General features: G+C 36.7%; 15 protein-coding genes. 10 read left to right on the forward strand and 5 right to left on the reverse strand.

Translation table 11 applies throughout. The features are described from left to right. Positions 1 to 200: 200 nt before the first annotated feature. From EXE09_RS12635 to EXE09_RS12660, 6 genes are all read left to right on the forward strand, one after another. Positions 201 to 1,160: a VacJ family lipoprotein gene (locus EXE09_RS12635; protein WP_130117522.1), complete on the forward strand. Its 960-nt coding sequence runs from the start codon at positions 201 to 203 to the stop codon at positions 1,158 to 1,160. 124 nt (positions 1,161 to 1,284) lie between these two features. Beyond that, entirely contained in the window at positions 1,285 to 2,253 is a 969-nt protein-coding gene (gene gigA / locus EXE09_RS12640) for an RsbU family protein phosphatase GigA (RefSeq protein WP_068973326.1), read from the forward strand. A 113-nt stretch (positions 2,254 to 2,366) separates the two neighbouring features. Further along, positions 2,367 to 2,891, forward strand: coding sequence for an anti-anti-sigma factor GigB (gigB, locus tag EXE09_RS12645; protein ID WP_068973325.1), 525 nt, complete (start codon positions 2,367 to 2,369; stop codon positions 2,889 to 2,891). 36 nt (positions 2,892 to 2,927) lie between these two features. Continuing rightward, positions 2,928 to 3,752: a carbon-nitrogen hydrolase family protein gene (locus EXE09_RS12650; protein ID WP_130117523.1), complete on the forward strand. Its 825-nt coding sequence runs from the start codon at positions 2,928 to 2,930 to the stop codon at positions 3,750 to 3,752. 107 nt (positions 3,753 to 3,859) lie between these two features. Further along, positions 3,860 to 4,447, forward strand: a complete 588-nt coding sequence (locus tag EXE09_RS12655; protein ID WP_130117524.1) for a hypothetical protein — start codon at positions 3,860 to 3,862, stop codon at positions 4,445 to 4,447. 111 nt (positions 4,448 to 4,558) lie between these two features. Then, positions 4,559 to 4,984 (forward strand): organic hydroperoxide resistance protein, encoded by a 426-nt coding sequence (locus EXE09_RS12660; RefSeq protein WP_130117525.1) that lies wholly within the window; start codon positions 4,559 to 4,561, stop codon positions 4,982 to 4,984. Positions 4,985 to 5,138: 154 nt separating this feature from the next. Here EXE09_RS12660 and EXE09_RS12665 read toward each other — a convergent pair whose 3' ends face one another. The 4 genes from EXE09_RS12665 to gspE form a co-directional block, all read right to left on the reverse strand. Continuing rightward, positions 5,139 to 5,888: a hypothetical protein gene (locus tag EXE09_RS12665; RefSeq protein WP_130117526.1), complete on the reverse strand. Its 750-nt coding sequence runs from the start codon at positions 5,886 to 5,888 to the stop codon at positions 5,139 to 5,141. Continuing rightward, positions 5,889 to 6,347 carry a hypothetical protein gene (locus EXE09_RS12670; RefSeq protein ID WP_130117527.1) on the reverse strand — a complete coding sequence of 153 codons (459 nt, stop codon included), beginning with the start codon at positions 6,345 to 6,347 and terminating at the stop codon, positions 5,889 to 5,891. 2 nt (positions 6,348 to 6,349) lie between these two features. Continuing rightward, a complete protein-coding gene (locus tag EXE09_RS12675) occupies positions 6,350 to 6,850 on the reverse strand; it encodes a nickel transporter (RefSeq protein ID WP_130117528.1) in 501 nt (166 codons plus the stop codon). Positions 6,851 to 7,130: 280 nt separating this feature from the next. After that, positions 7,131 to 8,618: a type II secretion system ATPase GspE gene (gspE, locus tag EXE09_RS12680; protein ID WP_130117529.1), complete on the reverse strand. Its 1,488-nt coding sequence runs from the start codon at positions 8,616 to 8,618 to the stop codon at positions 7,131 to 7,133. Positions 8,619 to 8,752: 134 nt separating this feature from the next. Here gspE and EXE09_RS12685 point away from each other — a divergent pair, with 134 nt between their 5' ends. From EXE09_RS12685 to EXE09_RS12700, 4 genes are all read left to right on the forward strand, one after another. After that, complete coding sequence (locus EXE09_RS12685) at positions 8,753 to 9,574, forward strand: hypothetical protein (protein WP_068973317.1); 822 nt, start codon at positions 8,753 to 8,755, stop codon at positions 9,572 to 9,574. Between the two features lie 15 nt (positions 9,575 to 9,589). Beyond that, positions 9,590 to 10,525 carry a mechanosensitive ion channel family protein gene (locus EXE09_RS12690; protein WP_068973316.1) on the forward strand — a complete coding sequence of 312 codons (936 nt, stop codon included), beginning with the start codon at positions 9,590 to 9,592 and terminating at the stop codon, positions 10,523 to 10,525. A gap of 517 nt (positions 10,526 to 11,042) precedes the next feature. Further along, positions 11,043 to 11,489: a VOC family protein gene (locus EXE09_RS12695; protein WP_087554132.1), complete on the forward strand. Its 447-nt coding sequence runs from the start codon at positions 11,043 to 11,045 to the stop codon at positions 11,487 to 11,489. Between the two features lie 100 nt (positions 11,490 to 11,589). After that, the gene (locus EXE09_RS12700) at positions 11,590 to 12,210 is read left to right on the forward strand and encodes a rhomboid family intramembrane serine protease (RefSeq protein WP_087554133.1); all 621 of its coding nucleotides are present in this window, start codon (positions 11,590 to 11,592) and stop codon (positions 12,208 to 12,210) included. Here the strand turns inward: EXE09_RS12700 and EXE09_RS12705 are convergent. Continuing rightward, on the reverse strand, positions 12,202 to 13,443 hold the full coding sequence (locus tag EXE09_RS12705) for a hypothetical protein (RefSeq protein WP_165382068.1): 1,242 nt from the start codon (positions 13,441 to 13,443) through the stop codon (positions 12,202 to 12,204). The genes EXE09_RS12700 and EXE09_RS12705 overlap by 9 nt on opposite strands. Between the last annotated feature and the right edge of the window lie 216 nt (positions 13,444 to 13,659).

Here is a 13,659-nt window from a genome sequence, read left to right on the forward strand (position 1 = left end):
ACATCCAACACAAGCCCCTTTTCCATTTTTTTATAAAAAAGTGTGTTGCCTGTTTATTTTTCATCCATAAATCATATTTATTCACATTTTTTGATCAAATTTGTTCTAATACAAATCGAATAACTCTTGTTAGAATATAATTAGCCGTCTTTAATTTGATTATTGACTCATTTTATTTTCAAAATACTTCAAGGAATCGTATGCGTCCTTATCATACACTTTGGGCTTGTTTACTCAGCATTGGCTTAACGAGCCATGTATTTGCTCAAGAAGAGTCATCTACTCAAGAAAATGCAAACAATGCTTTGTCTACAGCGTCTGTTTCGGATGATAAGCCTGCTATAGATGACACAACAACTACAGCAACGTCAAAACATCCGAGATTGACAGCGTTAAAAGAACTTAAGCATGTTACTAAAAATGATCTCAAGGTAAATGCAAATGCGGCTCAACCTGATGCTGTAAAAGACCCATTACAACCCTTAAACCGTGAAGTTTATGCATTTAACGATATGTTAGATCGTAATATTTTCAGACCTATTGCGGTTCAATATAAAGAGAAGACTCCAGAAGATGTTCGCTCTTCTTATAGTTTATTCCGTAAAAATCTAAGTGAACCATGGAATGCAGTAAACCAACTCGCTCAAGGTCGATTTAGTCGTGCAGCAAAATCTTTAGGTCGCTTTACAATTAATACTGTTACTTCTTTAGGTATGGCTGATCCAGCGACACGTCTAGGTTTAGCGACTGAAGAAGAAAGCTTAGGTATGACTTTAGGCTATTATGGTGTTCCAAGTGGTCCTTATTTGATGCTTCCTATTTTAGGACCAAGTACCATTCGTCACGTCGGTGACTATGTTGCTGAAGGTTATGCAAATCCAATTACTTATCCAATGGATGACAATGGTCAAACAGGTTTAATCTGGGGAAATCGTGTTTTAGGCGGTATCAATACACGTGCTAAACTTCTCGATGTTGAAAGCGTATTACAAGGTGATCGCTATGCAGCAATTCGTGACATCTATTTACAACGTTTGGCTTTCCAAATTGCTGAGAAGAAAGGTAAAGGTGAGGAAGCTGTTGCCTTTGTAGATGACGAAGACGAAAGTGGTGATGTTACGAGCCCAGATGAGAGTACTGACTCTAACACTCAGCAATAAGCTTAATATTTTGTTAAACTTCATTGCTAGACATTCTTATCGTTTCGCTAGCAATGTCGTGTCATCTATAGTAAATCTATTAAATCACGCTGTTTATCCCCATTAAAGGTCATTCATTTCATTCATGTATTTCATTCAGCCAAGTCGCCAAATTTCAAATCTTGAACAAGTGTTAAATACACTTCCGAGTTTGCAAATGATTACGATTGAAGATATTCATCTTTATGACCCGACCCGAATTGCGATTGCCGATGTGCATGATTTTTTACAACATCAATGGGCACTACCCACTATTGTTATTGCGCAAGAAAATGAAGGTGCTGAATTGTCTCAAGCATGGGAATTGGGTGCTTTAGCAGGTTGGATTTGGACAAAATTACCCATCAATCTAGAGGGTTCACTGTTAAAAATTGATGCGCAATATAAGCGAAATCAAGACAGTCGTGATCTTCCCTCTGCTGCTGAATTACAAAAGAAACTATTACCAAACCCAATTGAACTACAAAATTATAAGGTTGAGACGTTATTTCAACCTTCTGCATATTTGTCTGGTGATTGGTACGATTATTGGAAAATTAGCGATAAAGAAATCATGTTCTATCTCGCAGATGTCTCTGGTCATGGGGTAACAAGCTCATTACTAACCTCTTGGATGGCAGCATTCCATGGTCGCTCTAAAACACCGAGAGAATTAATCAAAAAACTTAATGGGATGCTCGTTCAAGAAAATATTGAAAAGCACATCACTATGGTTGCTGGTATTCTAAACTTAGAAACCCATGCTTTAAAATGGTCGAGTGCAGGACACTATCCTCCACCGATTATTTTAGAACCGAATCAAGCTCCTCGCGTTTTAAATACCAGTAGTTTTCCTTTAGGGCTGACAGAAGATCTAGAAGTTGAAGAATTCCAATGCACATTAACCAAACATGCTCGGTTTATTATTTGTTCAGATGGTGCGCTTGAACCTTATAAAGGTGGTTTGAACGAACAGTTCGCTCAATTGGTCTATGATTTGCAAAATCAATCATTCCGCGCGCCAGATCACGTCGCAGATGATATTGCCATCCTCAGTCTCCGAAGAATGAATTAACTTTACAATCAATCACATATGACAAATTAGACTAATAAGCTATACGCAAATGCTTGAGTATAGAGTTGCGCTATGTGATAATTTTCCTATCCTTCTCTGCAAATGGCATTTATATGTCAACAGGTCATGTTGAATATGCAAGCTTGGATGGAACGCATATCTTCAAACTCATTGGTGAAGTGCGAGCCCAATCTTGTATAAGCTTAGACAAACTTTTGGCGAGGATTGAACAGCAAAAAAACGTCACTGGCGCAATTGTTGATTTAACCCAAACCACATTTATAGACAGTACAGTTCTTGGAATACTTGCCAAGCTTGGCTTAAAGCTGAAACAAGTACACCACATCCAAGCCGTGATGCTGTCCACAAATCCAGATATTACCACTCTAGCCAATAGCATGGGCTTGGGGCAGGTTTTTGTCATTTTAAATTATTGTGGCGACCCTCAGGTCTGCACCAAAGCTTTGATTGACGACAATGTGAATCATAGCACCATGTTGTGTACCGTTCTCGATGCACACAAAACGCTGATGAAGCTCAATGAAAACAACCAAAATATGTTTGAGCCATTGGTTAAACAACTTGAGAAACAGCAAGATACGATGGACTGTGTATCTTCAGATCAGCAAAACGCTTAATCTTTCCAAGTTTGTCATCATTTAAAGGGATTGCACATGACTTTACTTTCTGTTGTTCAAATGAATTCTCAAAATGACATTGAAGCAAACTTCAGTGTGATTGAGTCGTTGACACAACAAAGTAAAGCGGATGGCGCATCGTTGATTGTTTTCCCTGAAAATTTTGTCTGTTTCGCGGCAGGTAAACAGCGTGAAACGGCTGCTCGTTTTGAAGAAATTCAACAGCGTCTGGAAAATTTAGCCCATCAATATCAAATTTGGATTGTTGCAGGGACTTTGCCTTGCCCTTTCCGTCCTGATGGTTCGATCATTGAAGATGGTCGTGTGCGTACCGTCAGCTTGTGTATCAGCCCTGAGCGTACCGAAGCACGTTATGACAAAATTCACTTGTTTGATGTGCAAGTCGGTGATGCTGTAGGTGGTTATCAGGAATCTAAGTTTTTTGAGCCTGGTACCGATGTAGTTGTTGCGAAAACACCGTTTGGCAATATCGGTTTGATGGTGTGTTATGACTTACGTTTTCCTGAACTCGCTTTAACACTACGTGCTCAAGGTGCAAATATCTTGACTGCGCCTGCTGCTTTTACTTATACCACAGGTGAAATGCATTGGCAGTTGCTTCTTCAAGCACGTGCGATGGACAGTCAATGTCAAGTTTTGGGTGCTGCACAACAAGGTTGGCATGGTGAAAAGCGTCAGACTTGGGGACATGCAGGTGCGAGCAATAGCCGTGGGCAAATTTTACAAATTACAGATCAAGAAGGTGCACAACTTTTAACTGTACCTTTTGATTTAGCAGAACAAGAAGCAATTCGTGCGTCTATGCCTTTGATGCAACATCGTAAGCTGGTTAATTTTTAAATTTTTAGTTTAATTCTCAATATTACTTCTAAGAAATTACATCTATTGAATGGCATGAATATTTCGTTTCTAATAGCTTAATTTTTCAATATAAATCAAACAAAATAATGCGCAAAATTCTACTCTTAACTGCCCTATTCTCAGCATTCATTCATAGTCCTGTTTTGGCAAAAGATAATCCACAATATACTAAAGCCAAGCAAAACTTTGAAAAAGAATGTGTTCGTGGACTCGCAACACCTGTTTTACTGAAAAATAAAGTGCAAAAACACAGTTTTCAAATTCAATATACAACAGATGATTTTCCGTTAATCTACGGTTTAGAAACAGCGCAATTGGAAAATGGTCAATCCATTCGGCTTGAAAATGTCGGCTGTGAATCTTATGGTTTTGATATTCAATTGATTTTAAATGCACAAAACATTGAGAAAGATCATAAGCTTTGCCAAAGCTGTTTAATTCAAGAGTTAAAGCGAATTGCTGTATATTTTCAAACTGATGATCGTGGTTTTTATCTTTATGGAATTAAAGCCTTAGAGCAACAATTTTCAAAATATAAAACGTTTAAGGTCAATGCAGAATACCAACTCAAAGGTTCTGAAGAAATGCCTCAAGCTTTTACTTTTGGCAAAATTGCGAAACAAAAAAATGGACAATATCTGGTGAGTTTTTTAAATAGCGTAGGTCCGCTTTAAGCCACAACAATATCTCGCTTAAATTTACAAAAACACTGCTTATTCTTTCGGCATTTTCAGACAGGATGTTTATTCCAATTAAAATTTGTAAGCCATAACAGGGAAATAATCATGTCTTTAGAAAAAGTCGTTTATACAGCACATGCCAAAGCAACAGGTGGTCGTGATGGTCGTGCAACCTCTTCGGATAATATATTAGATGTAAAGTTAGCAGTGCCAACAGAAATGGGCGGTGCGGGTGGTGGGACAAATCCTGAACAGCTTTTTGCTGCCGGTTATTCTGCGTGTTTCTTGGGTGCGATGATGTTTGTTGCTAACCGCGATCATTTAAATATTACACCTGATGCATATATTGAAGGTGAAGTCGGTATTGGTCCAATTCCAACGGGTTTTGGGATTGAAGTGAAGTTAAATATTCATTTGGAAGGTTTGGAACAAGCTGAAGCGCAAAAATTGGTAGATGCTGCACATATCGTTTGCCCTTACTCAAATGCAACACGTGGCAATATTGATGTGACGTTAAATGTGATTGTTTGATTTTTTAAGAAATAATTGATCAAAAGCCGATTTTTCTAATCGGCTTTTAAGAATAGCGGCCTTTAAAAACAGCTTAATTAATTGAAAATAAAAATTATTTCACCCTTTAACTTCACATAATTTTCACTATATTATGAGGTATAAATACATAAAATTAATCTGATTTGTTTTCAATTTGTTTTGTCGTATCTCCATTGTTTGCAATTTGGAAATTTTCTAAATGACTTTGTATAAATTTTTGACCATTTTGAGTCAAAGAACTAATATTATGATTTAAGGCTTTTATATCACCTTCTAATTCAATTAAAAAATTGGATGCTGCTTGTATAATACTGGCTAATTTAGCATCAACTGCGTTAATTAATATATCTTTCATTCTCTCATTTGAAGCAAACTTTTCTTCAATAGATAGTAGTTGCATTGCCGCTTGTGCTATAGCCTTATCTTGTATTTCATTATATTTATAAGTTTTATCCAAAATTAATTCCTGAGCTTTATCTCTTAAACTTAGTTCCATCAATCCTATAGCCTCAATTGATTTCAAGTTAAGCTGAGTCAATTGAGTTTGATAATGCATAATAGCCTCAGAAACTTTCTTCATTCTTTCAAACTGTTGATCTTTTTGCCATTCTTCAGCCTCTTTATTTATTTTATTTATTTCAGTTTCTCTTTTTATAAGAAGTTCATTTTCTAATATACTTTCTTCTCTTTTTATTTTTGATTCTTCTCTAATTCTCGCATTAGCAAGATTAATCTGTCTGTCTACATCATTGTCTTTTGCACTTTCATTTCTATCATGTTCCCATTTTTTTAAAGGCTCTTTGCCCCATTCATTAATAGTGTCGGCAATATATCCGATAGGTCCTAATACGAGCTTAGATATTTTATCTGTAAAAAATGACATTTAACTATCCTCTAAATTATGAAATAGTCGATTAAATAAAGCCTCATCTTTAGACATTTGTAACTTTAGTTTATTTAACCGATATTCATTAATATTTTCAAAATTAATTAGTGATTCCATCATACTAACTTTATTAATTAACAATTCTGAAACAAGCTTACTTTCTGCTGAATTTTCTGAAATATAAAAATTTAAATTTTTCTGCACTAAGGTTGAAAGCTTCAAAATGCATAAGCTACCAACCTCATTAGATATTTGAAAACCACTGTCAATTTGCTGATTTATCCAAAGACAAATGGATTGATCTAGAGCAATTCGACAAATTTCAATTGATTTTTCATATCGAAAGCTTTTTTCTAATAACTCAGTTAATTCAAGATTAATTATTTGATTTATTAGTGATCGTCTATGTTCTTTCATCAATTGAGTAACTTGCAGACGCTCCATTGCAGAGACCATGTTTATTCACCAGAAATTGTATGCAAACTATTTTTTGCAGATGACCTAAGCTGACTAAGAACTTCTAATATTTGGTCTTTTGCTAATTCTGCTGAAATATTTAGACTATGAGTATATGTTGAAACGAGTTCACTCAACCATAAGTCTATTACGCTTGAATCCATATTTATTTCAGTTAAGGTCTGATGCACATCTTTAAGGACATCTGAGAAAAAATTTGCCCTTTCTTTTCTAACATCTTCTTGTAAGTTCGCTGCAAATTTAATTTCTTCTTTATACTCCTTAGTCAAATCTAAATATTTTTTTTCATATTCATAGATTATTTCTAAACGCTCTCGAAGAAGATTATTAGATAGATTTTGATCCAAATGATCTACAATTTTAACAATATCCTTAGCTGGTATAGATTTTTTCCCATGAACAGGGTCTTCACCATCTTCCAAAACTTCAAATTTACGAATTGAATTTTCTATAATACTTTTCATGTCAATAACTTTAGTCATTTGAAACTCTGATGATCATAAATATAATTAATAATATGATTTTACTACATTTAATTTTAAAAAAGTACTTATATTAACAGTATGGCTCATTAAATTTAGAACCCCTTAACATAATATACTTAATGTTAAGGGGTTCTAAATTAATTTTAATGTTTAAATAAGTTGTGATTAAAAAAATCCGACTCATTCAATTTGTTGGGCTTTTATTGATTACTCATCTTTCACGGCTAGATTTCAATAATTGTTCCACAATTTTAATTAGATTCCACAAACAAACTCATCACTCCGCAGCTTCATTGGTGACGCGTAAAACCTCTTCCATTGTAGTTTTACCTGCCAAAACTTTACGTAAACCATCGTCACGAATCGAACCTGCATCACGGCGTGCATATTCCTCAAGCTCATACTCAGCAGCATTCCCATGAATCAAACGGCGCATTTGCTCATCTATCGGAACAATTTCATAAATCGCAGTACGACCCATAAACCCAGTATGCGAACAATGATCACAGCCATTTGGCACAGGAAGTTTTAAATCTACTGCATTCGAAACAGGTTTAAATACTTCCTTCTCAAAATCATCTGCTTCACGCCACGTATGACAATGCGAACAAATCGTTCTCACCAAACGCTGTGCAATCACACCAATCAAAGAACTGGATAATAAGAAAGGTTCTATTCCCATATCTTTTAAACGCGTCACCGCACCAATCGCAGTATTGGTATGCAGTGTTGATAACACCAAGTGACCTGTAAGCGAAGCCTGAACTGCAATTTCCGCAGTTTCAAGATCACGAATCTCACCCACCATCACCACATCAGGATCTTGACGAAGCATAGCTTTTAAGGCACGGGCAAAGGTCATATCGACTTTGGTATTCACCTGTGTCTGACCAATTCCTTCAAGTTGATACTCAATCGGGTCTTCGGCAGTCAGAATATTTTTAGAACCATCATTCAAGTCAGAAAGTGCTGCATAAAGTGTCGTGGTTTTACCCGAGCCTGTAGGACCTGTAACGAGGATAATGCCATGCGGACGATGTACCAAAGTAGTTAAACGATCATAATCACTTTGCATCAATCCCAAATGGGTCATGTTCAAACGCCCAGCTTGCTTATCAAGCAACCGCATCACCACACGCTCACCATGTGAAGATGGCAAAGTCGATACACGGACATCCACTTCACGCCCTGCAAGACGTAAAGAAATACGACCATCTTGCGGAACACGCTTTTCAGCAATATCCAGTTTTGCCATAACTTTAATACGTGACACCAACAAGGGTGCAAGTTCACGGCGTGGCTGTACGATCTCACGTAACTGACCATCAACACGCAAACGTACCGATAATTTCTTTTCAAAAGCTTCAATATGAATATCAGACGCACCGACACGGATGGCTTCTGATAATAAGGCATTGATCAAACGGACAATCGGGGCATCATCTTCCTGATCCATCAAATCTTCAGTTTCAGGCACTTGATCGGCAAGACTCAATAAGTCTGGATGATCTTCCAAACCTGCGGCAACCTGTTGAGATTCCCCAGTTTCCCCTGCATAACTGGAACTGAGCATTTGATTGAACTCAGTTTCAGAACATAACTGATGTTGCGCAACGCGTCCTAAATAGCGACGTGCTTCCTGTATCGCAATTTGTGCGGTATCCTGACGACGAACAATAAAAACTTGATCGCCCTCGTAGCGCAATAACACGCCATGTCGCTTTGCAAAACTATAGGGTATTTGTAATTGTTTAAGGACTTGCATTACAACTTATATTAATGATTTAAATTGCTTTGAGTGTACTCTATGCGCATGACAGCGTGAAGTCTGTTTTTTAAAGAATTGATGATTTGCAAAGCCTATTTTTTAATGATCATTTATGTACGGGATAAACACATTTGTCAAAGAAGAATGAACATCTAGAACCTGAACTTCCCGACCTTAAATGGTGGGGAGAACAACAGTTTGAACTGCATCAATCTAAGGCATGGCAGTTTGGCTCTATGATTATGCGCATGACGCGTGGCTTGCAAGAGTGGCGTTTAGAATATTATCGCCCACAGTTTCAATATGACTATGAACAGCAATGGCATTGTATCCACGATGTGAATTTTGGCTTTCCAGAGCCTTTGCATGTTGAACGCTACATGTTCAGAGAAACCCATAAAACCTTTCAACTGATGCCACGTTTAGCTGATCGTTCTGTAGTGATTCGTCCTGTAGACCCGATTTATATTCCCGCGGGGCAACGTGGCACACTCTATATCAGTACACCGCTTTGGGTTTCAGGTTTTGTTCAAGCGCAAAAAGAGCCACTGTTTGATATTCCTGTGATTCAACCCAAAGATACATGGTTCGGTCCAGATCACCGTTTTGGTGAAATGTGCTATGCCACATCTGTGGATGGACGTACTGAATTAAACTTATTACGTCCTCGCGCTTTTCGTGCTGTGACGCCGATTGATTTTCACAATGTCAGTAATCATCAACTTCGTTTTGATCGTATGAATGTGCCTGTTCCTGCCTTACCACTTTTCTATAGTGAAAGCACGGGGCGTTTATGGACATCACAAATCAAAGTCATTTATGAGGGGAATGATCGCCCTGCACGAGTAAAAATTGAAAATCGCACCCCACCGCTGGCAGGTGAAGTGGTCTATGTGCATCCGCCTCGTTCACCAGGTGGTGCATTGTTTAATATGTTTGATTCATTTTTCTAATGGGATGAGGTAAATATGGCTGATTCCAACATCCCCAAAGACATCGCTCAAAGCCTAAAAGGCATTTTTACCAATATCAATGTCGATCGTTTAAGCGAAATTGCGGTTGCACTGGTTCTCGGTTTTGTCGGTTTTATACTGGCTCGTGTGGTGTCCAATACCTTTATCCGAACCATCGGTGTACGTTTTAATGCACATCAACGCTTGGTTTGGCGACGCGGTATTTTTTACTTTATTTTCATGATTTTTGTCATGGCAAGCTTAAAAGAAGCTGGCTTTAAACTCAGTGTCTTTTTAGGTGCAGCAGGGATTTTAACGGTTGCCTTGGGTTTTGCCTCGCAGACTTCTGCTTCTAACTTGATCAGTGGTTTATTCTTGATTGGTGAAGGTTCATTTGAAATTGGCGATACCATTCAGATTACCCTAATTCGTGGACATACCATTGAGGGTGAAGTCATCTCGATTGATTTACTCTCAGTCAAACTGCTGACCATGGACAATGTTTATGTACGCTTACCCAATGAGCAATTGATCCGAGCACCTGTACATAACCTATCTAAATTTCCAATACGGCGACTTTCCATCACAGTAGCAATCAACTTTACCGAAGACATTAATAAAGTCCGTGAAGTTTTAATCGAACTCGCCAATGATTATTCACTGGTACTCGCTGACCCTAAACCACGTGTCACCGTGTCTTCCTTTGCTGAATCCTCTATTGAGATTCTTTTTGCACTATGGTGTAAACAAAGTAACTATCTACAAGTCAAAGATGAAATTCATGAATTGATTCAAAATCGTTTTGTGGAAAATCAGATCGAAATCCCTGTACCAAAAATTGGTTTTGTAGATCGCCCTGAAGCCCAAAGCCCTTCTCGCAATGAAGACTTAGATGAATATGCCAATGCGCAAGACTTAAAGCTCGAAAAGAAACAAGATAAATCTTTGTAATTAATGTTACTAAGTAGCATCAAAATCGAATTTTACACCTCGAAAAAGTTAGATACGCGGAAACGTCATCCGCAACGTGTTTGAGGCATGAGCCAGTTATGGCGCAAGATCTATAAGTTAATGTTTCTGCGATGTATTAATCAAGAGGCGGTGGTCGACGAGTTTTGCGGTGAGGATCCTCAAAATATATTTTGAGTCCGCAAGATGGTTTCCTTACGCAGTTTCACTGCTCATTTTGCCAAAACAAAAGTAAGGCGAGCCGCAGGCTAGTCCGAAAATCAAAACTTTTCCATGTAAGACTCTGCTAAGGGGAATTAAAAAAATTTTAAATATAGATGACTCTTTTCAACCACGTAACATTAGATTGTAATTCAAATTTTCAACAGCAATTACTGTTGTGCTCATTGAGTGCAATAAAAAATAGCTAAAATGATTCAATAAACAACAAAATTTTCATCAAGCTTTAAGTATTCAACTGCTAAATTAATCAGATCTAAGTAACAAAATGGATTTGATCATGCAACTCAATCATTACTTAAACTTTCAAGGAACAGCCGAAGCCGCATTTAACTTTTATAAATCTGTCTTTGGTGGAGAGTTTAGCTACTTGACCCGTTATGGCGAACTGCCACAAGAAGATGGCGTGACATTTTCAGAACAAGAAAAAAATTATATTTTACATATTTCACTACCGATCAATGATTTCACCGTGCTGATGGCTTCCGATGTGAATGACCAATTTTGTGCACCTAACAGCATTTTTAGCCAAGGGACAAATCACTACATTTCGATCAACTTAGAATCACATGAAGAAAAAGAAGCACGACGTTTGTATGCAGAACTGTCCGTCAATGGACAAATTGAAATGCCTTTGGACAATACTTTTTGGGGTGCGTTATATGGTGCGTTTACAGATCAATTCGGGATTAAATGGATGATCAACTGCCAACTCAGTGAAGCATAAACTTAGCATCACGATTAATACGTTCTGCAATATAGCCTATTGAATTACATTAAGATCGGTTATATTGCATCCAATCTATAATGAATGTGTTTATAACAATATGATCACAGGTCTTACTCATACCGTTCTGATTATTCTCATCACCATTGGGATTTCAATGGTGGCATGGCAACAACGCAATGTGATGAATCGTTTGATTTTCAATATTTCAGCGATTAAACATGGTCAATATGATCGCTTTTTGACGCACGGTTTTATTCACAATGATGGTATGCATTTATTTTTTAACATGTTTACCCTGTATTTCTTTGGGCGAAATGTTGAGTTCTTTTTTCGTGGTTATCTGAGTGGTATGGGCTTTGTCCTGTTCTACTGTAGCGCCATTATTATTGCGGCAATTCCAAGTTATTTACATAATCGTAATCTTAACTCTTATCGTAGTTTAGGTGCGTCTGGTGCGGTCAATGCTGTCTTATTCAGTGCGGTGCTGTTTAACCCTTGGGGTATCTTATATCTTTACTTCATTCCGATTCCTGCAATTATTTTTGCCACAATTTATCTCTGCTATAGCTTCTATGCCATACGTTCAGGACGCTCACCGTTGATTGACCATCGTGCACATATTGCAGGTGCTGTGTATGGTTTCTTATTTCCTATCATTTTAGAACCATCACTTGGTACAGCTTTCTTCTATAAATTTTTAAATACACCGTTATTTTAAATAAGATTTAAGCAAATGCTTAACAGTGTCTTTTTCAAAAATATTAGGATAACTCTGAATAAATGCAGGCAGTAAAGTTTGCATTTCCACTTTTTGCGTAGACGTCCACTGTTCACTATAAGTTGCATAACCTAAATAATGTAATTGTTGAGCAATATGTAAATCAAAAACAATTTTATCATTATCTGTTTGAATGAACTTTGAACTGATGACAAACCAATACAATTGCTCCCATATACCATAACCATCTACCAAGCTTAATCGTTGTTTAATCGTGATTGGAGAGTTTACTAAAGATAAATATCCCACGAGTTCACTTAAAGTAATTTGTTTCTGCGTTGCTTGTTTAAGCTTTGAGATATGAAAAAAATCAAGTTTCTGCTGAGTAGCATGGTAATAATCTAAACATTTTTCAATAGTTATATATTGTTGTCTCAGCGCTAAAAAAATAATTGCGTTTGTCGTTTTTAGGGAGTCAATCTGCTTGAGAATATTAAAAAAAATTGAATGATCTCCCTTTAACAGTATCCACTGTTTTGCCCTAATTTTTGCCTCAAATAAAGTTAATTGATTAATAGGATATTCTTGAAAATATTGATCAAAATTAAATTTTTCCTGTCTTAAAGCAAAATATGCATAATCCATAATTGAAGCGAATTTACTTTGCCAAAAATAGATGAAGTCCTCTGTATTCAAACCATTGCGCTGATATAAATAATCAAATAAACGATACTGAACATCCCTATATATACTTCGTTTTAATTCATCAACCAATTCTTTTTCAGAGCGATGCTGAATAATAAAATTTAACCAATATTTACGAACCGTTTGATCTTTTGCCAAACGACACATCTCTAACAACTCACTCTCATGAATCCACTGATATTCGATGATAAATTTTAAAATAACTCGTGGTAGCTTTCCTTGTCTTGATGTTAAAGTTTTCGAGAGATACGTTGTATTACTTGCAACCTCTTTCAATAATAATGCTAAACAACCTTGATCTGTTCTATCTCGATATCTCAATGCAGCAATGTCTAAAAAATTGTTGAGGCATAATTCTGAAAACTCTGGGCGTTTACTCCATTGAATGATATGTTTTACTGCCAATTGGCGGTTTGATGGCACATAATCACTTAAACGGTATAATAAATGCGGAAAAAATTCAGCATCAAAACATGATGCTAACTTTTCCAACATAATTTGCCTTAAAAATCCATCATAACTCTTCAATCTCAACATTGAAATTTCAAACTCAGTTAAGTCTCTATGACTAAAGCCATATTCAAAATTATCTTGATCTTCAAATGCAATTGGGCTTTCTAATTGTTGAACATAATCATGTGCTTTAACTGGAGAGATTCTTGGCTGATTTAGAGAATCTGAGATATTAATATTTTCTTTAATTTGATCAACTTCAATCTTCTTATTTGAAAAAAGATGTTTTAG

Origin of the sequence: Acinetobacter sp. WCHAc060025, assembly GCF_004209355.1 — a bacterium.
In the GTDB taxonomy this organism is placed as follows: domain Bacteria; phylum Pseudomonadota; class Gammaproteobacteria; order Pseudomonadales; family Moraxellaceae; genus Acinetobacter; species Acinetobacter wuhouensis.